This window comes from Pedomonas sp. (genome assembly GCF_036515995.1).
GTDB lineage: Bacteria > Pseudomonadota > Alphaproteobacteria > Sphingomonadales > Sphingomonadaceae > Pedomonas.
The window spans coordinates 1-19,011 of the sequence record NZ_DATBUP010000013.1; the positions used below are offsets into that span (position 1 = coordinate 1).

The 19,011-nt window shown below is 66.7% G+C and carries 22 protein-coding genes; 9 read left to right on the forward strand and 13 right to left on the reverse strand.

The features are described 5' to 3' along the window. The coding region (locus tag VIG90_RS01110; protein ID WP_331591552.1) for an MmcB family DNA repair protein at nt 1-294 on the forward strand (294 nt) is incomplete at its 5' end. Nucleotides 295-367: 73 nt separating this feature from the next. On the opposite strand, the gene VIG90_RS01115 is transcribed toward VIG90_RS01110, so the two are convergent. Beyond that, nucleotides 368-1,651, reverse strand: coding sequence for an NAD(P)/FAD-dependent oxidoreductase (locus tag VIG90_RS01115; RefSeq protein ID WP_331591553.1), 1,284 nt, complete (start codon nt 1,649-1,651; stop codon nt 368-370). Nucleotides 1,652-1,781: 130 nt separating this feature from the next. After that, complete coding sequence (locus VIG90_RS01120; protein ID WP_331591554.1) at nt 1,782-3,692, reverse strand: HD-GYP domain-containing protein; 1,911 nt, start codon at nt 3,690-3,692, stop codon at nt 1,782-1,784. A gap of 56 nt (nt 3,693-3,748) precedes the next feature. On the opposite strand from VIG90_RS01120, the gene VIG90_RS01125 reads away from it, so the two are divergent. Continuing rightward, nucleotides 3,749-4,423, forward strand: a complete 675-nt coding sequence (locus VIG90_RS01125) for a transglutaminase-like cysteine peptidase (protein ID WP_331591555.1) — start codon at nt 3,749-3,751, stop codon at nt 4,421-4,423. Nucleotides 4,424-4,463: 40 nt separating this feature from the next. Here the strand turns inward: VIG90_RS01125 and VIG90_RS01130 are convergent, their stop codons facing one another. From VIG90_RS01130 to VIG90_RS01140, 3 genes are all read right to left on the reverse strand, one after another. Continuing rightward, nucleotides 4,464-5,006: an ActR/PrrA/RegA family redox response regulator transcription factor gene (locus VIG90_RS01130; protein WP_331591558.1), complete on the reverse strand. Its 543-nt coding sequence runs from the start codon at nt 5,004-5,006 to the stop codon at nt 4,464-4,466. Continuing rightward, nucleotides 5,003-6,313, reverse strand: coding sequence for an ActS/PrrB/RegB family redox-sensitive histidine kinase (locus VIG90_RS01135; RefSeq protein ID WP_331591559.1), 1,311 nt, complete (start codon nt 6,311-6,313; stop codon nt 5,003-5,005). The genes VIG90_RS01130 and VIG90_RS01135 overlap by 4 nt, the downstream gene beginning before the upstream one ends. Before the next feature lie 134 nt (nt 6,314-6,447). After that, nucleotides 6,448-7,038: an ankyrin repeat domain-containing protein gene (locus tag VIG90_RS01140; RefSeq protein ID WP_331591560.1), complete on the reverse strand. Its 591-nt coding sequence runs from the start codon at nt 7,036-7,038 to the stop codon at nt 6,448-6,450. 104 nt (nt 7,039-7,142) lie between these two features. Here VIG90_RS01140 and VIG90_RS01145 point away from each other — a divergent pair, with 104 nt between their 5' ends. The 3 genes from VIG90_RS01145 to VIG90_RS01155 are packed head-to-tail and all read left to right on the forward strand — an operon-like array spanning nt 7,143 to nt 8,898. Beyond that, the gene (locus VIG90_RS01145; RefSeq protein ID WP_331591561.1) at nt 7,143-7,760 is read left to right on the forward strand and encodes an SCO family protein; all 618 of its coding nucleotides are present in this window, start codon (nt 7,143-7,145) and stop codon (nt 7,758-7,760) included. Further along, a complete protein-coding gene (locus VIG90_RS01150) occupies nt 7,757-8,197 on the forward strand; it encodes a YcgN family cysteine cluster protein (protein ID WP_331591562.1) in 441 nt (146 codons plus the stop codon). The genes VIG90_RS01145 and VIG90_RS01150 overlap by 4 nt, the downstream gene beginning before the upstream one ends. After that, a complete protein-coding gene (locus tag VIG90_RS01155; protein WP_331591564.1) occupies nt 8,194-8,898 on the forward strand; it encodes a SprT family zinc-dependent metalloprotease in 705 nt (234 codons plus the stop codon). Before VIG90_RS01150 ends, VIG90_RS01155 begins: the two co-directional genes overlap by 4 nt. On the opposite strand, the gene VIG90_RS01160 is transcribed toward VIG90_RS01155, so the two are convergent. Next, entirely contained in the window at nt 8,878-10,971 is a 2,094-nt protein-coding gene (locus VIG90_RS01160; protein ID WP_331591565.1) for a PBP1A family penicillin-binding protein, read from the reverse strand. The two genes, VIG90_RS01155 and VIG90_RS01160, sit on opposite strands and share 21 nt — an antisense overlap. A gap of 249 nt (nt 10,972-11,220) precedes the next feature. On the opposite strand from VIG90_RS01160, the gene VIG90_RS01165 reads away from it, so the two are divergent. Together VIG90_RS01165 and VIG90_RS01170 are read left to right on the forward strand one after the other, a co-directional pair. Further along, the gene (locus tag VIG90_RS01165) at nt 11,221-11,814 is read left to right on the forward strand and encodes a TetR/AcrR family transcriptional regulator (RefSeq protein ID WP_331591566.1); all 594 of its coding nucleotides are present in this window, start codon (nt 11,221-11,223) and stop codon (nt 11,812-11,814) included. 52 nt (nt 11,815-11,866) lie between these two features. After that, nucleotides 11,867-12,499 (forward strand): putative glycolipid-binding domain-containing protein, encoded by a 633-nt coding sequence (locus VIG90_RS01170; RefSeq protein WP_331591568.1) that lies wholly within the window; start codon nt 11,867-11,869, stop codon nt 12,497-12,499. A gap of 49 nt (nt 12,500-12,548) precedes the next feature. Here the strand turns inward: VIG90_RS01170 and VIG90_RS01175 are convergent, their stop codons facing one another. From VIG90_RS01175 to VIG90_RS01195, 5 genes are all read right to left on the reverse strand, one after another. Next, complete coding sequence (locus VIG90_RS01175) at nt 12,549-13,307, reverse strand: glucose 1-dehydrogenase (RefSeq protein WP_331591569.1); 759 nt, start codon at nt 13,305-13,307, stop codon at nt 12,549-12,551. A 20-nt stretch (nt 13,308-13,327) separates the two neighbouring features. Then, nucleotides 13,328-14,167 (reverse strand): SDR family oxidoreductase, encoded by an 840-nt coding sequence (locus VIG90_RS01180; protein ID WP_331591571.1) that lies wholly within the window; start codon nt 14,165-14,167, stop codon nt 13,328-13,330. Further along, the gene (locus VIG90_RS01185; RefSeq protein WP_331591572.1) at nt 14,164-14,640 is read right to left on the reverse strand and encodes a nuclear transport factor 2 family protein; all 477 of its coding nucleotides are present in this window, start codon (nt 14,638-14,640) and stop codon (nt 14,164-14,166) included. The genes VIG90_RS01180 and VIG90_RS01185 overlap by 4 nt, the downstream gene beginning before the upstream one ends. Before the next feature lie 84 nt (nt 14,641-14,724). Continuing rightward, the gene (locus VIG90_RS01190; RefSeq protein WP_331591573.1) at nt 14,725-15,642 is read right to left on the reverse strand and encodes an NAD(P)-dependent oxidoreductase; all 918 of its coding nucleotides are present in this window, start codon (nt 15,640-15,642) and stop codon (nt 14,725-14,727) included. Between the two features lie 61 nt (nt 15,643-15,703). Then, nucleotides 15,704-16,540 carry an SDR family NAD(P)-dependent oxidoreductase gene (locus VIG90_RS01195; RefSeq protein WP_331591574.1) on the reverse strand — a complete coding sequence of 279 codons (837 nt, stop codon included), beginning with the start codon at nt 16,538-16,540 and terminating at the stop codon, nt 15,704-15,706. Between the two features lie 79 nt (nt 16,541-16,619). Between VIG90_RS01195 and VIG90_RS01200 the strand changes: the two genes are divergently transcribed. Together VIG90_RS01200 and VIG90_RS01205 are read left to right on the forward strand one after the other, a co-directional pair. Continuing rightward, nucleotides 16,620-17,006 (forward strand): helix-turn-helix domain-containing protein, encoded by a 387-nt coding sequence (locus VIG90_RS01200; protein WP_331591575.1) that lies wholly within the window; start codon nt 16,620-16,622, stop codon nt 17,004-17,006. 81 nt (nt 17,007-17,087) lie between these two features. After that, nucleotides 17,088-18,467 carry an amidohydrolase gene (locus VIG90_RS01205; protein ID WP_331591576.1) on the forward strand — a complete coding sequence of 460 codons (1,380 nt, stop codon included), beginning with the start codon at nt 17,088-17,090 and terminating at the stop codon, nt 18,465-18,467. A 72-nt stretch (nt 18,468-18,539) separates the two neighbouring features. Here VIG90_RS01205 and VIG90_RS01210 read toward each other — a convergent pair whose 3' ends face one another. Beyond that, nucleotides 18,540-18,803, reverse strand: coding sequence for a hypothetical protein (locus tag VIG90_RS01210; protein ID WP_331591577.1), 264 nt, complete (start codon nt 18,801-18,803; stop codon nt 18,540-18,542). Then, the gene (locus VIG90_RS01215; protein WP_331591578.1) at nt 18,800-19,009 is read right to left on the reverse strand and encodes a ribbon-helix-helix protein, CopG family; all 210 of its coding nucleotides are present in this window, start codon (nt 19,007-19,009) and stop codon (nt 18,800-18,802) included. Before VIG90_RS01215 ends, VIG90_RS01210 begins: the two co-directional genes overlap by 4 nt. Nucleotides 19,010-19,011 lie beyond the last annotated feature (2 nt).

Below are 19,011 nucleotides of genomic sequence, written 5' to 3' on the forward strand. Positions count from 1 at the left end.
AAGGTTTCGCTCTCTGACCTGCGCGGCGATGCCAAGTGGCCGGAGTATCTCGATTACTGCGACGAGTTCTATTTCGCCGTGCCCGCGGGCTTTCCGCTGGACGACTTTCACACCCCCGCCTTCGCACCGGAGCGGGCGGGACTGATCATCGCCGATCGCTTCGAGGCGGCCGTCCTCCGCCCCGCCCCGGCCCTGCCGCTGAACGCCAGCCGCCGCAAGACCGAGACGCTGCGCTTCGCCCGCCACGCCGCGCACCGCCTGTTCTACCACCTCGACCCCGGTTTCGAGGGGTAAGGCCGAAGCCCGGAGCCTTTTGCTGGTCCCACCTTGTTCGCTGCAAGGTGCTCCACCCTGCTTGAGCGCTGCTCTAACTGACACGGATCCGGTAATTTACCGCCGTGGCGATGAAATCCGACAGCCAGATGGCGATGGCCCGCCCGAGGCCGTGAATCTCTGCCTGATGCAGGCGGTAGAGCATGGCATGGCTGAGCTGGGCGAAGCGCCCCCGGATCGATCGCCCCTTGAACAGGCCGTACCGACCGAGGGTGCCGTAGGCGTTGTAGTTGCTCAGCGACACGAGAGAACCCAGATCCCGGAACTCGAAGGGCGGCAGGCTTCCGCCCTCAAGCCAGCCGGGCAGATGCTTGCTCAGATGGGCCGCCTGCTGCCGGGCGACCTGCGCCGTGGGCGGCAGCGGCCGGTCCGCGCCGGGCGGGATGAAGCTTGCGCAATCCCCCACGGCGAACACCCGGTCATCCACCGTGGTTTGCAGCGTTGGCTTGACCACCAGCTGTCCGGCCCGGGTCTGCTCGAACCCGGCAAGGCCGGCGATGGCGTCGGACGCCTTGACGCCGGCGGCCCATACCCGCAGGCGCGCATCGATGCGACCGCCATTGGCGAGCAGAAAGCCGTCCGCATCCGCACCGGAAACCTGCGTGCCGGTCAGCACCTCGATGCCGAGGTCCCGCATCTGCTGCGTGGCGGCCTGCGAGATGTCTTCCGGAAAGCTGGGAAGGATACGTGGCCCGCTTTCGATGAGCGTCAGTCGCAGCCGGGGCAGCAGGCCCTCCACGCCGTAGCTGTCTGCGATCTCGAGCAGCTGGCTGATCTCGGTGGCAAGCTCCACGCCCGTCGCGCCGCCGCCGACAATGGCGATGGTAAGGGGGTGGCCCTCGCTGGCCGTGCGCAGCATGCCCTCGTAGAGCCTGTCGTTGAAGTTTTCCGCCTGCACCAGATCGTCGATGAAGAAGCAGTGGTCGATGACGCCCGGCGTGGCGAAATCATTGGCCTTGCTGCCCGCAGCGAGGATAAGGCAATCGAACCGGATGCGCCGCTGGCTGACCAGAATCTCCCCGTCCGAGGCGATGATGGGCTCTACCGTGATCGTCTGCGCGGCCCGATCCACCGCGCCCAGACTTCCCGGCAGAAAGCGGAACCCTGACCGCGCGGCATGAGGAATGAAAGGAATGCGCTGCTGATAGGCGTTGGCCGTTCCCGCAGCGAAGGTGTGGAGCATGGGCTTCCACACATGGGCAAAGCTGCGATCGATCAGGATGATGTCCGCCTTGCCCTTGCGGCCGTAACGACGGCCCAGCTTCGTCGCCAGAGCCAGTCCGGCAACCCCGCCGCCGACGATCACGATTGATTTCACGGGCGCTTACTCCACTGCTGGCCTCAGCATCCCGAACGCAGACCCATCGGCATCTATCCCGGCGAACCGGAAACGATGGCCGGGCCGGCGGATAACCGTTCTGCGCGGCGGCCCTCCGTGGAGCCCTGCCTTACACTCCCAGCAGTTCCCTGCCGCCGCGATTGTCGAGCACATGGCTGAGGGCGGAGAGGATCTGGACGTCTTCGGGCTGGGCGTTGCGGCGCAGCTGCTCCATGGCGTCCTGCAACGGCATGGGGCTGCGGAAGGCGCGGGGGCTGACCATGCCGACCAGCGCATTGGCCAGCCGCAGCACGCGCGACAGCTCGGGCGGCTCCGGCGCTTCCACGCCCGCGATGGTCTCCGAAACCGGGCCGTCGAACGGCACGTTGGCAAGGATGCCGGCGCTCTGGGCCATGGCCGCGCGCACGATGGCCCGCTCCTCCTCCGTCAGCGGTCCCTGCTTCAGCAGGATGTGACGCGGCACCATGATCTTGCCGAGGTTCATCAGTTGGCCCGCAAGCCGCACCGTCTCCACTTCGCCCGACTGCATGCCCAGTTCGGCGGCGGTGGCGGCGGCGATGCCGGAGACCTTCTCGGAATGGTGGCGGCTGCCGGGGTCGCGCGCGTCGATGAGGCCGGTCAGCGCCAGCACCAGTGCCTTCATGTTGGCCTCGCGCCGGGCCCGTTCGGCCAGCAGGTCAGTGATGTCATTGGCGACCAGCAGCGTATCGCCATCCGGCAGGGTGACGGCTTCCACCTGATGGCGGCGCTCGTTGCCGTGAGGATCGCGCAGGCTGACCAGCGCCTCGGCCACATCCGTGCTGCCTGCCGCAGCGATGAGGGCCGAAATGTCAGCCTCTGCCGGGCCGAACAGCTTGGCCAGCGGCACGCCGTGCATGTCTTCCCCGCCCTCCAGCCAGTCTCTGAGGCGCGCGTTGGAGAAGCGAAGCAGGCCGTTCTTGTCAACGACGCCGATCAGGGTCGGCTGACGGTCGGCGATGGTCGCCATGAAGGCGTGCAGTTGCGCCTCGCGCTCCGCCGTCTGCCGGGCCTCCCGCGCGGACTGGGCCGCGCGCTGCGACGCGCCGTGCCGCCAGGCCAGCAGGATGAGCGCGGTGACGAACGCCACGAGGCCGAGCAGGCTGAGCAGCCGCAGACGCCACTGGGTGTTGATGGGCTCGAGCCCTTCGGCGGCATCCACCACCCGCACCACGTGCAAGGGCGTGCCCGGCACCGGCTGGACCATGACCAGCGCGTTGCCGTAGGTGTGCAGCCGCCCGGGCGCGGCGGCGAATTCGGCAAGCTGGGCCGGAGCCGGGAGCCGGTCGGCATCACCGACGAGGATGGCGCCTTTAAGAATGAGGCCGGCCCGGGCCGAGGCGAAGCGCTCGGTTGGCGTGACCAGTGCGGGCTGGGCGTTCTCCAGCGCGCGAACGCCATAGACATAGGCGACCGGCATGCCGCCCTGCGGATCAGGCACCGGGGTCAGCAGTGCCAGCACTGGCTGGTTCTGGAGCCTAAGGTCGTAATCGATCACCGTGCCCTTGGCGGCATCGGCGATGTAGGCGCGCGGATCCGGCAGGGGGCCGCCGTACATGGCGATGGAGCGCCCCTCGGGCGAGAGAACCGCAAGGCCCGGCGAGGGCGGCAGGTCCACGTTGGCGCGCAGCTGCGGCATGCCGTGGGCGAAGCCGGTTTGCGCTGCCGTCGTTTCCAGAAGGCGGCCAAGATATTGCGCCTGGCCCTGCTGAATGGCCCCGGCCTGACTGCCCATTGAATAGATTGCGACAGCCGGATTGGATGCAAGGCGTTCCATAAGGACGCGCTGATCGCTCAGCCAGCCGCTCACAGCCTGGGCACGGCCACTGGCGACCAGCGCCATTTCCTGTTCGAGCAGTTCCTCGGCCCTCTCGCGGTCGCGATTGGCCACCACAAAGGCAAGGATGAGGCCCAGTATGAAAAAGAGACCAACCCCTGCCAGCCAGACCCAAACCTGACCTTTGAGAGTGCCGTTGTCGCTATTCAGCTTCGATATTGCCACGCCCCGCCTCCCGAATGTTGACGGAGTATAAACCACTTTGCTCAATGAACGGAACCATGCGTAAGTTCATTCTCGCCGCCCTGTTGCTGGTGGCTGCTCCGGTGCAAGCCGCTGCGGCCCCTGCGGGTATTTTCGGCACGAATGAAACGCGCCACTCCACCATCGGGACGTTCCGAAAGTGGACGGACATGCTGACGCGCAACACCGGGGCCAACGGGGCCGCCATGGCTAGAACGCCTGCGCCCTCCGGCGGACGCCTCGCCCAGAGCGGACGGTGCATTCCCGATTCGTCCGTGGGATGCAGCCGCCCCACCTGGCCGAAGCTGATCGAGAGCCTGCGCGGCCTCGACCGCCGCGCGCAGATTGAAACCGCCAACCGCGAGCTGAACCGAATCCCTTACGTGCTCGATCAGGAGAACTGGGGTGTTTCGGACTACTGGGCGACGGTGGACGAATTCCTCGAGCACGACGGCGACTGCGAGGACTACGCCATCGCCAAGTACATGGCGCTGAAGGCTGTGGGGTTCCCGCCGGGCGACATGCGCATCGTGGTGCTGCAGGACCTCAACCTCGGCATCCCCCACGCCATTCTGGCCGTGCGCCATGGGGAGCAGTGGCTGATTCTGGACAACCAGATCAAGGAAGTGATGCCCGACAAGGCGATTGTGCACTACCGTCCGATCTACTCCATCAACGAGCAGAGCTGGTGGCTGCATCAGGAGCGCAACTGACCGGGCTGCGCCCCCGTTTATACATAAACGACAGGCGTGATTACTTCGGCGAGCGCTTGGAGAGGATGCGCTGAAGGGTGCGGCGGTGCATCTTCAGCCGCCGGGCGGTTTCCGAGACGTTGCGGCCGCACAGTTCATAGACCCGCTGGATATGCTCCCACCGCACGCGGTCTGCCGACATGGGCTCCTCCGGCGGCTGCGGGCGCTCCCCCTCTTCCGCCAGCAGCGCCTTGACGATGTCATCGGGATCGGCGGGCTTGGCGAGGTAATCGACCGCGCCGGTCTTCACCGCGGCCACCGCCGTTGCAAGGTTGCCATAGCCGGTCAGGATGATGGCGCGGATGTCCGGGCGGAGCTGGCGCAGGTCCGAGACCACATCCAGGCCGTTGCCGTCTTCCAGCCGCATGTCCACCACCGCGAAGGCGGGCTTGAGCTGGGCCGCCAGCTTGCGGGCCTCGGCAACGCCGGAGGCCATGTTGACCGCGAAGCCCCGGCGCTCCAGCGTGACCGCCAGCCGCTGCCGGAAAGCCGCGTCGTCATCCACCAGCAGCAGCGTCATGTCATCGTTGGAAACCGAAGTCATGGTCTGATCTCCTCTGCGCTAAATGTGCGTCGCGGCCAGCAGATGTCCACCTGAGCTCCGCCTTCGTCGCGGTTGGTGAAGCTGAGCGTCGCGCCGGTGCGCTCCAGCAGGGTCGTTGCAATGAAAATGCCGAGGCCCGTGCCGCCCGAGCCGGATTGGGACGGGCCGAGGTAGGGCTCGCCAAGGCGCGGCAGCAGAACGGGGTCGAAGCCTTCGCCGTCATCCCAGATGCGCAGGCACACGAGATCGCGGTCTTCCGTGATCTCCGCCGCCACCAGCGTGCCCGCGTGGCGCACGGCGTTGGACACGAGGTTGGCAAGGCCGTGCATCAGCTCGGGCGAGCGGGCGACCGTCAGTGGCCGCGCGTCCTTGGTCTTGTTGGTGAAGCTGACCGAAAGATCGATGTTCCGACCCTCGAACGGCTGGAACACCTCATGCATCAGGGTGTCGAGCGGCAGGGCCGGGAACGGCTGCTCCGCCTCCGCGCGGCGGGCGATGCCCACCAGGATCTCGCGGCAGCGAGCCGCCTCGTCCCGCAGCAGGCGGATGTCGGAGCCGAAATCGGGATCGTTGCCGAGCTGGTCGTCAAGCTCCCGCGCGATGAGGGTGATGGTGCCGAGCGGCCCGCCCAGCTCGTGCGCGGCCGCCGCCGCCAGCGAGCCGAGGGCCGACATCTTCTGCTCCCGCGCCAGCGCGGTCTGCGTCGCCACCAGCGCCAGCTGCCGCCGCCGCCCTTCGGCGGAGACCTGCCACGCATAGGCCGCCAGGAACGCCATGCCGAGCACCAGCGCCACCCACTGGCCGACGCGGTAACCCACCGGCAGCGTCAGCGCCTCGCCTGGCCACGGCAGCGGCAGGTGAGAGACGGACAGCGCCGAGAGACAGGCCGTTGCCAGCAGGAACAGGAAGACGGTGTTCCGCAGCGACAGCAGCGTCGCCGAGATGGTGACCGGCACCAGAATGAGCATGGAGAACGGGTTGATGAGCCCGCCGGTCAGGTACAGCAGCACCGCAAGCTGGAGCAGGTCGAACGCCAGATGGATGGTGGCTTCGCGCCCGGTGAGGTACGCCTTGGCCGGGTGCAGCAGCATGGAGCCGATGTTGACGGCAACCGAGGCCGCCAGCGCCGCAAGGATGGGCCAGACCGGCAGCGGGTACTGGAGCACCAGCCCGACGATCACGAGAGTCACGAGCTGACCGATGATGGCGATCCAGCGGATCGTCAGCAAGGTGCGCACTCTCACGCCCGGCAACCCCAGAACCAAAGGCCCTGTTGCCGCCTCACTCTGGTCTCTGTCCCGCGTCACGGCTCCGCCATACGCCATGTCAGCCTACTTTCTAAACGTGTAACTACATGAGAATGGGGCAAGGTTTTACTCGTAACGCCCCCGTTGCGACGTTTAGCCTCTCCTGTGGCGGACCCGCGCGCGGCAGGCGGGCGTCAGTCTGCCTTCGGCGGCGCCTTGAGTAGACGCAGGATGGACCCGGCGCGACGATCCCGCTCAGCGTAGTCGAGCGCGGAGTAGCCGGTCACGTGGTCGGTGAGGTCAGGCTTGGCCCCGGCCGTCATCAACACGCGCACCGACGGGGTGTTCAGTGCCTGCACGGCCTTGATCAGCGGCGTCTCGCCCGCGCGGTTGCGGCGGTTCACGTCCGCCTTGCCGGAGACCAGAGCGCTGACGCCGTCCGTGAAGCCCTGCGCCGCGGCAAGGATGAGCGGCGTGTTGCCGTTGCGGTCTTCCACGTTGGGATTCGCGCCCTTGCCGAGCAGGAAGTTGATCCACGTCACGTCCCGGCGCTTCACGACCATGTGCAGCGCGCTCTCGCCGGTGTCGGGGTCGCGGTAGTCCACAATCGCTGCGCCCGGTTCGGACAGCAGGGTGTTGGCCTTGTAGAGATCCTTGTCCTTCACGGACTTGATGAACTGGTAGGCCGGACCGCCAATATCGGCCGACGCCGGAACGGTCATGGCGGCAACGCCCAGCACAACAGCAGCAATCGCCGGAATCAGGCGTCCCATCGCACGCGTCATTTTTTCCTCTCCGTGAGTTCCATGAATTTTATATATCGGCAGGAGACAGCAGGGTACACCCCCAGCCGGACCAACTCACCCCATCCGGCTGAAGACGAGGCGGCATGACGAACAAGCGTTCCCTTTCCTACACCACGATCATCGTCGTGCTTCTTGGGCTTTGCATCGCCGGCGGCGTTCTCGTGTGGCAGACCTGGCGGGCCTCGCAGACTGCCGACAACGGCCGCGTGCCGATCGGCGGGCCGTTCACGCTGGTGAACCAGGACGGCCAGACCGTGACCGAGAAGAGCTGGCCGGGCCAGCACCTGCTGGTCTACTTCGGCTATACCTATTGCCCTGACGTGTGTCCGGGTGACCTTCAGACGCTCTCGCTTGCGCTGGAGCAGCTGGAGAAGGACAATCCCAAGGCGGCGGCCAAGGTACAGCCGCTGTTCATCACCATCGACCCCGAGCGGGACACGGTATCGGCGATCAAGGAATATGTGGGCCTGTTCCACCCGCGCCTCATCGGCCTGACCGGCACCCCGGCGCAGGTGGATGCAGCCAAGAAGTCCTACCGCGTCTATGCCGTGAAGCGAGAGGACGAGAGCGCGAGCGATTACCTGATGGATCACACGGCGCTGGTTTACCTCATCAGCCCCGAGGGCGAGTATGAGGCGCACTTCACCTCGAACACCGCCCCTGACGTGATGGCCAAGCGGATCGGCGAACTGGTTGAATGAAAGCTGACCTCCCCTTCTGGAAGCGCAAGACGCTTGAGACCATGACCCCGGACGAGTGGGAGTCGCTGTGCGACGGCTGCGCCAAGTGCTGCCTGCACAAGCTGGAGTACGAGGACACCGGCGAGATCGCCCACACCAACGTGGCCTGCCGCCTGCTCGACCTCGAGACCGCCCGGTGCAGCAACTACGCCAAGCGCAAGCGGCTGGTGCCTGACTGCCTCAAGCTGACGGCGAAGGATGTGCGGCGGCTGCCATGGCTGCCCGCCACCTGCGCCTACCGGCTTGTGGCCGAGGGCAAGGACCTGCCCGAGTGGCACCCGCTGCTGACGGGCGACCCCATGTCCACGGTCAAGAGCGGCGCATCCATTTGCGGCTGGACCGTCTCGGAGCGGTTCGCCGGGCCTCTGGAAGACCATATCCTCGACGAGGAACCGTGACCGTCGAACGCCGCGAGCTGACCATCGGCGGCCGTACCGTTCCGCTGGAAATCCACCGGATGCCGCGGGCCCGCCGCATCACCCTCACCTCGCTTCCCACCAAGGGCGTATTCCGCCTCAGCCTGCCGCGCCGCGTGTCGCTGGCCAGCGGGCTGGCGTTCGTGAACGAGCGGGAGGCGTGGATTGCCGACGTGCTGACCCGCTGGCCGAGCGATGAGACCGTGGGCCACGGCAGCCGCGTGCCGTTCAATGGCGAGGATCTACTGGTCGAGTGGGAGCCCAAGGCCGGACGGCGCGCCGTGCGGGTGGGCAACCGGCTGATCGTGGGCGGGCCGGAGGAGCACATCGCCGCCCGCGTGCAGCGCTTCCTGAAGGACGAGGCGCTGAAGGACCTGACCGAGCGCACGGTGCGCCTTGCCACCGCGCACCAGCTCAAGGTGACGGCCGTCACCATCGGCGACCCGAGCGCACGCTGGGGCAGCTGCTCCTATCAGGGGCGCATCCGCTTTTCGTGGCGGCTGATCTGCGCGCCCGAATTCGTGCGCCAGTATGTGGTGGCGCACGAGGTGGCCCACCTGCGCCACATGAACCACAGCGCGGACTTCTGGGCTTGCAACGCCGAGCTCTACGGCGGGCCGGTGACGCCGCCCCGCGCATGGCTGCGCGAGAACGGCGCGAAGTTACATCGGATTGGGGTTTGAGCCCGCCGCCGCGCCCGCCGCCGCATTACCCTCCAGCACACCCTCAAGCCAGGCGTCGTCCAGACGCGGCGGTGCCGCCGGCTGGCGGGACGCGGCCTGCACGTCTCCCGTCGCATCGGCCGGACCGCCGACGACCTGGCCATCCGGCAGGATGTAGCCTTCCTCATCCCCGGCCACGGCCAGCTCATCCGCCGAGATCAGGCCGTAGGCTTCATCGTCCGGCTCGCTGCCGTCCATGCCGGTGGCATCCACGAACAGCGGCTGCACCGGCAAGCCCTTGGTCGCCTCCCGCATGAAGTCGGCCCACGCCAGCGTCGGCGCGGCGCCGCCGGCCAGACCGCGTACGGCCTTGTTGTCGTCGCGACCCATCCAGACGCCTGCCGTCAGGTCCGCCGTGAAGCCGAGGAACCAGCCGTCGCGGTTGGACTGGGTGGTGCCGGTCTTGCCCGCTGCCGGGCGGCCGATGTCGGCGCGCCGCGCGGTGCCGGAGACCACGGCGGACTGGAGCATGCGGGTCATGTCCGCCGCCACATCGGGCGGGACAAGCTCACGCGGGGAGTCGGGCTGGTACTGGTAGAGCACCTTGCCCTTCATGGTCTTGACCGTGCGGATGCCGTAGGGCCGCACTTCCGTGCCGCCCCGCGCCACGGCGGCAAAGGCCGACGTCAGGTCGATGGCGCGCACTTCCGAAGTGCCCAGCGCCATGGCGGGCGTGGTCGCCACCGGCGTCGTGATGCCGAAGCGGCGGGCAACGCTGGCCACCCGATCGAAACCGGCTTCCTGTGCCACGCGCACGGCCACGGTGTTGATGGAGAGCGCGAACGCCTGCTCGACGGAGACCGGGCCCCGGAAGGTGCGGGTGGAGTTGGAGGGCGACCAGCCGTTGATGGTGATCGGCTCGTCCACGTAGATGTCCTGCGGGCGAACGCCCGCCTCCAGACCGGCCAGATAGACGAACAGCTTGAACGCCGAGCCCGGCTGACGCCGCGCGACGGTGGCGCGGTTATAGGTGCTCGATACGTAATCGAGGCCGCCCAGCATGGCCCGCACCGCGCCGTCATGGCTGAGGGCGACGAGCGAGCCCTGAAGGCCCTGCGGCGTGTGGGCCGTCAGCGCCTTTTCCGCCGCGCGCTGCATGGCCGGATCAAGCGTCGTCTCGATCTCCAGCGGCTCGACGGCTTCGTCGGTGATGCTGTCGAGCTGCTCCAGCACCCAGTCGGTGAAGTAGCGCACGCTGTTCTGGCGCGGCTGGCGGGCGAACTGAACCCGGTCGAGGTCGATCTTCTCGGCCTGCTGGCTGGCAACCGCACCCGTCTCCACCATGGCGGCGAGCACGATCTCGGCGCGGTCGCGCGCCTTCTCCGGATCGGACGAGGGCGCATAGCGGGTCGGGGCCTTCACCAGACCGGCGATGATGGTGGCCTCGGGCAGGCTGAGGGTGCGGGCCGAATGGCCGAAGAACTTGCGGGACGCGGCATCGACGCCGTACGCGCCGCCGCCGAAGTAGACGCGGTTGAGGTACAGCTCGAGGATCTGGTCCTTGCTGAAGCGCGACTCGAGCGCCAGCGCCAGGATCAGCTCGCGCCCCTTGCGGGCGTAGGACCGCTCGGACGTCAAGAACAGGTTCTTGGCAACCTGCTGCGTGATGGTGGAGCCGCCCTGCACGTTGGCCCCGGCCTTCAGGTTGCGCAGGGCCGCGCGGGTGATGCCCTTGGGGTCGATGCCCGAGTGGCTGTAGAAGCGGCGGTCCTCGATCGAGACCATGGCGGCCTTGATGGTATCCGGCAGCTCCTGCGTGGTCAGCCACTCGCCGTAAGACGGGCCGATGGTGACGATCGTGGAGCCGTCCATGCCCTTGATGACGATCATCTGACCGCGCGGCTGGGTTTTCAGCTCCTCGTACGTCGGCAGGGACTGGATGGCCAGGCCGACTGCGGCGGCAACACCCAATACAACCAGAAGTACGCCACCGACGATCAGCGCGACGAAGGTCTTGAGGACCCCTTTTCCGCCCTGCTTCGAGGATGACTGCGGACGCCCGGCAGGACGCTGGGAAGACTTGTTTCTGCTCATTGGATACAACCGCTACCGTGCCTCGATGCTATCGGCAAGATGAGCCACCCCAAATTGCGGCACCGCGCAGCATCGCCATGTCACGGCGGCGCTGAACCGGCAATTAATTATTCCGCTCGCATTACTCCAAAACCCAAATTACCGGCAAGTATTGGTACGCGGGCAACGATGCGATCTCGACAGTAACCGACCGTTCGGTTATGATATATTCAGCTCAAGACTCTCGGCAATGCAGGAGCACCAGCGCCCATGGCCCGCCCGATCGTGAAGGATGCCGCCGCCCGCAACAGCACCATTGTGGAGGGGCTGATCAACGTATTCAAACACAAGGGATACGATGGCGCGTCGCTGTCTGATCTTGCCGCCGCCACGGGCATTGCCAAGGCCAGCCTCTACCACCGCTACCCCGGCGGCAAGCCGGAGCTGGGCCGCACCGCCCTCGCCGAGGCCGGGCGCAACTTCGCCCTGCTGATTCTCAAGCCGCTCCAGACCAGCAAGCCTGCGGCCGAGCGGCTGGCGGCCATGCTGGACGGTGTCGGCGCCTTCTATGGCACCGAATCCCCCGCCTGCCTGATGAACACGCTGACTCTGGGCGATGCCCTGCCGCTGTTCGGGAAGGACATTCGCAACACCCACAATGCCTGGCAGAAGCTGATCGCCCGCGCGCTGGAAGAGCTCGGCCGCACCGAGGCGCAGGCGACGGACGAGGCGGACGACATGATCGCCCGCATTCAGGGCGCGCTGGTGCTGACCCGCCTCAGCGACCGCACCAACAGCCTCAGCGCCATGCTGGACCGCATCCGCGCCAGCCTCGGGCTTGGGGCATCGTCGGGAACATCCTAGCGCGACGGGCCGCTGATACCTTTGTGGGTGCAAGCGGCAAGGGAAGGCCGGGATGGCGAAGTCACGGGAAGTCATGTGGCGTCGGACAGCGGACGATGCCAGCTTCGAGCATTGCAAGGTTCGGGAAGAGCCGGAAGGCTACCGACTTTCGGGAACGGTTCTCATCGCGGAGGATGGCATACCGCTGCACGTCCGCTACAACGTGGCCTGCGACAGGCACTGGCAGACCCGACAGGTTCATGTCGAGCAGACCTGGGGCGGCAAGCGGTCAGCGCTCCAGCTCGAGCATGATGGTCTGGGCGGCTGGCGGCTCAACGGCAAGGATGCGCCCCATCTGGCCGGATGCACCGACGTGGATCTGGGCGTTAGCCCCTCCACCAACGCCCTGCCGATCAACCGGCTGAAGCTGCCTGTCGGTGCCACCGCCGAGATCCGCGCCGCGTGGATGCTCTTTCCCGCCCTCGACATCGTTGCCGCAGGCCAGTCCTACGAGCGGCTGGCGGCCAACCAGTACCGTTACCGCTCCGTCGGCACTGAATTCGAGGCCCTTCTCGACGTGGACGACGACGGCCTGCCGATCACCTACGCCGATCTTTGGGAACGAGTGGCCGAAAGCACGGCAACGACGGACCAGTTTCCTCCGGTCAGGCGCGCTTCAGAGTCGCCACGGCAACCGGGTGGTTGAAGCCGGGTTTTGCCTGAAGCGCTGTACCTGACTCTGGGGTTAAGCTGCTCTACTGAACCGACAGGCCGCCATCCACCGCCATGGCGTGGCCGGTGACGAACCCGGCCTGATCGGACGCCAGCCACAGGATGGCCGCCGAGATGTCTTCCGGCTGGCCCATGCGGCCGATGGGGTGGGCGGCATCCACAATCGCGCGCACCTCGGGCGATGACAGGTTGCCCGCCAGAATGGGCGTATCGACCGCCGCCGGGCACACCGCGTTCACCCGGATGCCGCGCTTGCCATATTGCAGCGCCGAGGCGCGGGTCAGGCCGACAACCGCATGCTTGCTGGCGGTGTAGCAGGGCTTGTACCCAACACCGATCAGCCCGGCCATGCTGGCGACGTTGGCGATGGACCCGCCCCCGCCCTGCGCCAGCATCTGCTCGATCTCATGCTTCATGCACAGGAACACGCCCTCGAGGTTGACCGCCATCACCTTGGCGAACACGCCCTCGTCCCATTCCGCCTCGGGCGAGACCTCGGGGTCGATGCCCGCGTTGTTGACGGCAATGTCCAGCCGCCCGAACGCGCGGGCCGCCTCGGCCACCATGGCCTTCACGTCCGCCGACTTGCTGACGTCCCCGCGCACGAACACGGCTTCCCCGCCTTTGGCGCGGATGTCCTCCACCGTCCGGCTGCCCGCCTCCGTGATGTCGGACACCAGAACCTTCGCGCCCTGCGCCGCAAAGGCCAGCGCGGTCTCCCGGCCGATACCGCTGCCCGCGCCGGTGACCAGAACCGATTTTCCCCCAAAACTCATCGTCATACCTTCCTCTGTATGCTTGTTTATTCCGGCGAGCGGCCGGCCTTCACGGCGGCCAGCGCCTCTTCCCCGTAGATCAGGCCGACCATGGCGGTGAGGTCCGGGTTGCGGCGCAGTTCATGCCCGCCATCGACCGCGAAGCTCTGTCCCGTGACCCAGCCGGACTCCGGCCCGGCGAGGAAGCGCACGCCCGCCGCGATGTCCGCCGGATCGCCGCCCCGGCCGAGGGGGATCTGCTCCAGAAATGCGCCGATGACGTCCGGCGCGTCGAACATCTGCCCGGTGGCCTCGGTGCGGGTCATGCCCGGCCGGACGGCGTTCACGCGGATGTTGGCGCTGGAGAGTTCGTCAGCCGCGGTGCGGATCAGCGCCTCGAGCCCGGCCTTGCCGGTGCAGTAGGCGGAGAGCCACGGGAACGCCGTCACCCCGGCCGTGGACGAGATGCAGACGATGGAGCCGCCCTGCGTCATCAGCGGCGCGCCGTAGCGCATGACGAGGAAAGCGCTGATGATGTTGTTGTCCAGCTCGGCGCGGAAGCTGTCGGCATCGTGCATCAGCAGCGGCTTGAAGCCGCCGCCGCCCACCGCCGGAACCAGAATGTCGAGACGGCCCGCAATGGCGTGGGCGCGTGCCAGCCCCGCCTGCACGTCTTCGGTGCTGAGGGCATCGCCCGCGTGAATCTCCACCCGGCCATCCGGCACGGCTTCCAGCAAACGGCGGCGGGTATCCTCCAGCGCGGCCTGCCGCCGCCCCATGATGAGAACGGACGCGCCGTCCCGCAGCAGGCTTTCCGCCACGGCGGACCCGATGCCGCCGCTGCCGCCCGTGACGAACGCGACCTTTCCTGCCAGAGCCTTGCTCATGCCGCGCCTCCCAGCCCGAGGGTGACGGGGCGGTATTCGCTCCAGTCCACCACCAGCTCGCGGCGGGCAAGCCGCCACGCGCCGCCCTGCTTCCTGAGCGTGTCCTGATAGCGGATGGCCCAGACATAGGCTGTGTGGCCCTGCGCCTCCGCTTCCGCCTCCCCTTCCGGATGCAGGATGTGGCTGGCGGTGCAGTAGGTCTCGCCCCGCGCTTCGTCCCCCTCGACCGTCAGCGTCTGGTTGTGGACCACGTGCTGGGTCATCAGGAACATCTGGCGCAGCATGGCCGGGCTCTGGCGGGCCTGCTCCAGCCCCTGCATGGTGAAGCCCGGTCCCACGACGACGATATCCTCGCTCAGAATGTCATCGAGCAGTTCCGGCTCGTTGCGGTCCATCGCTCTGGCGTACACGGCGGCGATGCGGCGAAACGCCTGCTCCGCTTCGATCCACCCCGGCGTTGCTCCGTTTGGCATGGCTTTCTCCCCTTTGTTTTTCTCCGAGGTCTTGTGCCCGGATACAAAGAGGGGGCGCAGTTGCCTGCACCCCCCGGTTCCTGCTCAGTTCGCGCTGCCGAACTGGGCGGCAATCTCGTTCACCGCGCGGGTAATGTCGTTGCGCCGGTATCCCAGCAGCGCCGTCTCGGCCGGGTCCGGCTCGTAGGAGACCGTGTTGCCGCGGCCGGTGTAGATCGCGCCGTCCGGCAGCATCGGGTGCTCCTGATCGAGCGAGGGCACCTCGGCGTCGTTGCCGACGGCGCGGAAGAACAGTTCGAAATACTTGGCGAAGCTCAGGTTCTCATCGCCCACCAGATAGACCTTGCCGTTCTCGCCGCGCTCAAGCGCGCCGTTGATCGCCTCGGCCAGGGACTGGGTGGAGATGAAGTTGGTGCCGCCGGCCGGGCCGAACGGCGGAATGCCCAGCTTGCCCTCGGCATACTGCACGTAGGCCTCGAACATCGGCAGGCTCATGCCCGGCACGGTGCCGACGACGAAGGGCGCATCAAGGCTGCACACATGGAAGCTGTCGTCCGCCAGCGCGGTGATGCCGTCCGTCGCATCCTTGCGGGAGCGGATGTAGCCGTTGGTGGCGATCAGCTCCGGCGCGATGTGCGGATAGAAGCTGCCGACGTGAATGAAGTGCTTCACCCCGGCGTCCTTGGCTTCCTTGGCGAAGCGCGGCACGGCGATGGAGTTGGCCTTCTCACAGTGGGCATAGAAGTCCGACGGGTCGGAGCCGGCCGGCATGTGGCGGATGTCGTTGCCTGCCGCGAACACGATGGCCTCGAACGGAGCCAGCTGGTCCCGGGTGAAGGTGCCCTCCACATAGTCGCCCGCAATGAACGGCAGGTCCGCCAGCGGCGTCGTTGCCTGCGGCGGACGGCGACCGGAGATGGTCACGTCGTGACCCTGTTCCTTCAGATAAAGCGCTGCATGGCCACCGATCATGCCCGTGCCGCCGACGACGAGAATCTTCATCGGATAACTCTCCTGTACGTGTGTGAAAGGGGCCCGCCGTGAAGGGGCGGACCCTCAAGTGTCAGAAATTGAAGCCGTTGCCGGTGACGACCGGCACGTTGGTCCACATGCCCTTGGGATCGCGGTACCAGCCCGCCGCCGCCAGCGCGCCGCCGTCCACGTTGACCGTGGTGCCGGTGATCCAGCCCGCGAGATCTGAGGCGAGGAACAGCGCCGTGCCCGCCATGTCTTCCGGCGTGCCGAAGCGGCCCAGCGGAATCCAGCGCGGCGTGTGGTGCTTGTGCTCGTCCGCGATCATGGCGTGGACAGGCACCTGCGGCGTCTCGGTCGTCTCCGGGGCGATGGCATTGACGCGGATGCCCTCCGGCCCCAGCTCCAGCGCCAGCGAGCGGGTGAAGCCGGTGATGCCGTGCTTCATCGCCGAATAGACCACGGTGTTGGGGATGCCGCGGAACGCCTCGATGGAGGAGACGGAGATGATGCTGCCGCCCGGTCCGCGCTTGCGCAGCAGCGGAATGGCCGCGCGGCTGACGAGCATGACCGACTTGAGGTTGACCGCGTAGACCTGATCAATGTCCTCATCAGTATAGAATTCGAACGGCTTGATGATGCCGAGGAAGTCACCGACGTTGTTGACGACCACATCCAGCCCGCCGAAGCGCTCGTCCACCGCCTGAAACAGCGCATCGACCGCCGCGCGGTCGCAGACGTCCGTCACGGAGACGAGGTTCTGAACGCCTGCGCCGTCAAGCGCCGAGCGCACGTCCTTCGCCCGCTCCTCGCTGATTTCCGCAACCACCACCGATGCCCCGGCGCGGCCGAACGCCTCTGCCGTCGCGCGGCCGATGCCTGCGCCGCCGCCGGTGACGAGAACAACTTTTCCAGTAAAATCGATCACGTTCGTTCCTCCCTGTGCAAACGCTATTCAGGGTGGTAACCGTTGGCAAGAAGGCACGATTTTGGCACAAGGTTACCAAATGGAAACCACCTTGAACGCCGGCACCGGCACCAGCGCGGCCTACCATCCGCTCACCCTCGAGATCATGGATCTGGTGGGAGACAAGTGGACCCTGCTGATCACCTACACGCTGGGCGAAGGCCCGCAGCGCTTCGCCGAACTGAAGCGCCGCGCCAACCCCATCAGCGCCAAGATGCTGACCCAGACCCTGCGCGGGCTGGAGTGCTACGGCATGGTCAGCCGCACGGTCGCCCCCACCTCGCCGCCCAGCGTGGAATATGCCCTGACGCCGCTGGGAGAGAGCTTCCTGAAGGCCGCCAGCGTCATCTGCGCGTGGACCCGGGACAATATGGACGAGTTGGCCGCCGCCCGCCGTTTCTACACCATGGCCGAAGCGGCGGAATGAACTGACCCATCTGCCACCGGGAACCCCCGTGCCCGGGCCGGGTTCTGCCCTTGCGCGTCACCGGCAGCCAAGGGTTCCGCCATGCCCGCTTTCAAACGTTTTCCCATCCGCACGTTGACGGCCTCGATCAAGGCGTGCGCCGTTCTTGCCGCCGTGTGCGGGGCGATGCCGGCAGAGGCCCAGAGCCCCGGCCAGCAGCAGGCTCCAGCCGCACGACAAAGCGCTCTTCCCGCGCCTTCCAAGGCGCTGCTCACCGAGCTTGAGGGCATCTACAAGGATATTCACGCCAACCCCGAACTGCCGATGCAGGAGCGCCGCACCGCGGGCATTGCGGCCAAATGGCTGCGCAAGCAGGGCTATGAGGTCTCGGAGGGCATTGGCGGCACGGGCGTCGTGGGCGTGCTGCGCAATGGTACGGGCCCAACGGTGCTGCTGCGCGCCGACATGGATGCGCTGCCTATGCAGGAGAATACCGGCCTGCCCTATGCCAGCAAGAAGACCGTTACCGATCAGGACGGCCAGCAGACCCCGGTGGCCCACTCCTGCGGGCATGACATGCACGTGACCTGGCTGATGGGCGTGACGCGCATGCTGGCCGAGAACAAGGACCGCTGGAGCGGCACGGTTCTGGCCGTGTTCCAGCCCGCCGAGGAAACCGGCGAAGGCGCCCAGGCCATGGTGGACGCCGGGATGGTCAAGCGCTTCCCCAAGCCGGACATCGTGCTGGGCCAGCACGTCCTGCCCCTGCCTGCGGGCAAGGTGGGCGCGCGTGTCGGCGTCATGCTCTCCATGTCGGACAACATGGAAGTGCGCCTGTTCGGGCGCGGCGGGCATGGCTCGGCCCCCGAGACCACCATCGATCCGGTGGTGATGGCCGCGGCCACGGTCATGCGCCTGCAAACCGTGATCTCCCGCGAGATCGCCATGGCCGACAACGCCGCCGTGACCGTGGGCGCGCTGCTGGCCGGCAGTAGCGGCAACATCATCCCCGACGATGCGCTGCTCCGGCTTAACATCCGCACTTATGACGATCAGGTGCGGGAAACCGTGCTGGCGGCGGTCAGGCGCATCGTCAATGCCGAGGCTGAGGCGTCCGGCGCGCAAAAGCCGCCCGCCTTCACCATGCAGGGCCACTTCCCCCTGACGGTGAACGACGAACAGGCAACGCTGAAGATCATCGATGCCTTCAAGGGCCACTTCGGCGCGGACCGGCTGCAGGAAATCTCCCCCGCCTCCGCCAGCGAGGATTTCACCGTGTTCGCCCGCGCATGGGGCGTGCCGTCCGTCTACTGGGCCGTCGGCGGCGTCGATCCGCAGACCTACGCGCAGGCGCAGGCCGCCGGCCGCCTGACCGATATCCCCTCCAACCACTCGCCCCAGTTTGCGCCGGTCATCACCCCCACCCTGCAAGTCGGCATCGAGGCCATGCTGGCCGCCGCCGGGGTGTGGCTGGCTCGCTGATCCTGCTGAGGTTTTTGGATTTATCGCAGAGGGGTTCGGGCCGTGCGCGGCATCACCGTACAGCCCTTACTTCTACTTGCGGATCAGGTAGCCAATGATGCCGCCAGCGGCGGAGGTGAGGATCGACATAGCCCACTTCTTCTCGTCCGCCGAAGCTGGCGATCGCAAAGTGTCAACACAGATCCACATGATGACGGCAACCAGAGCCATCGCAAAGAAGAACAGCCCGAGGTCTTTGACCAGACGAACCCAGCGCTCGCCGTTTGTTTCCTCGGGCTTGACGGACAGACTGAATTGATGATCGGGTGGTGGATTGTTCAGGTCGATAATGCTCACAAACCGACAATCTCTGTCTTGAGCTGTCCGGTTTGAGGATCGACCAGGCCCAGCTTCAGTTTCTCTCGTTTGCCCTCACGCGCAACCAGATACAACTGCAACGCCTTGCGCAGAATCTCGCTCTTGTTGGTTTCGGATTCCTCTGCAGCCTTATCGATTTCCCGGTTCAGGTCATCGGACAAGACAAGATTAAACCGAACACTCATCG

What these genes read in the sequence shown, in the direction of transcription:
- VIG90_RS01185 (WP_331591572.1), bottom strand. Translation starts at nt 14,640, where the DNA reads ATGCCAAACGGAGCAACGCCGGGGTGGATCGAAGCGGAGCAGGCGTTT.
- VIG90_RS01205 (WP_331591576.1), top strand. Translation starts at nt 17,088, where the DNA reads ATGCCCGCTTTCAAACGTTTTCCCATCCGCACGTTGACGGCCTCGATC.
- VIG90_RS01130 (WP_331591558.1), bottom strand. Translation starts at nt 5,006, where the DNA reads ATGACTTCGGTTTCCAACGATGACATGACGCTGCTGCTGGTGGATGAC.
- VIG90_RS01180 (WP_331591571.1), bottom strand. Translation starts at nt 14,167, where the DNA reads ATGAGCAAGGCTCTGGCAGGAAAGGTCGCGTTCGTCACGGGCGGCAGC.
- VIG90_RS01190 (WP_331591573.1), bottom strand. Translation starts at nt 15,642, where the DNA reads ATGAAGATTCTCGTCGTCGGCGGCACGGGCATGATCGGTGGCCATGCA.
- VIG90_RS01200 (WP_331591575.1), top strand. Translation starts at nt 16,620, where the DNA reads ATGGAAACCACCTTGAACGCCGGCACCGGCACCAGCGCGGCCTACCAT.
- VIG90_RS01215 (WP_331591578.1), bottom strand. Translation starts at nt 19,009, where the DNA reads ATGAGTGTTCGGTTTAATCTTGTCTTGTCCGATGACCTGAACCGGGAA.
- VIG90_RS01160 (WP_331591565.1), bottom strand. Translation starts at nt 10,971, where the DNA reads ATGAGCAGAAACAAGTCTTCCCAGCGTCCTGCCGGGCGTCCGCAGTCA.
- VIG90_RS01140 (WP_331591560.1), bottom strand. Translation starts at nt 7,038, where the DNA reads ATGACGCGTGCGATGGGACGCCTGATTCCGGCGATTGCTGCTGTTGTG.
- VIG90_RS01150 (WP_331591562.1), top strand. Translation starts at nt 7,757, where the DNA reads ATGAAAGCTGACCTCCCCTTCTGGAAGCGCAAGACGCTTGAGACCATG.
- VIG90_RS01125 (WP_331591555.1), top strand. Translation starts at nt 3,749, where the DNA reads ATGCGTAAGTTCATTCTCGCCGCCCTGTTGCTGGTGGCTGCTCCGGTG.
- VIG90_RS01170 (WP_331591568.1), top strand. Translation starts at nt 11,867, where the DNA reads ATGGCGAAGTCACGGGAAGTCATGTGGCGTCGGACAGCGGACGATGCC.
- VIG90_RS01165 (WP_331591566.1), top strand. Translation starts at nt 11,221, where the DNA reads ATGGCCCGCCCGATCGTGAAGGATGCCGCCGCCCGCAACAGCACCATT.
- VIG90_RS01145 (WP_331591561.1), top strand. Translation starts at nt 7,143, where the DNA reads ATGACGAACAAGCGTTCCCTTTCCTACACCACGATCATCGTCGTGCTT.
- VIG90_RS01175 (WP_331591569.1), bottom strand. Translation starts at nt 13,307, where the DNA reads ATGACGATGAGTTTTGGGGGAAAATCGGTTCTGGTCACCGGCGCGGGC.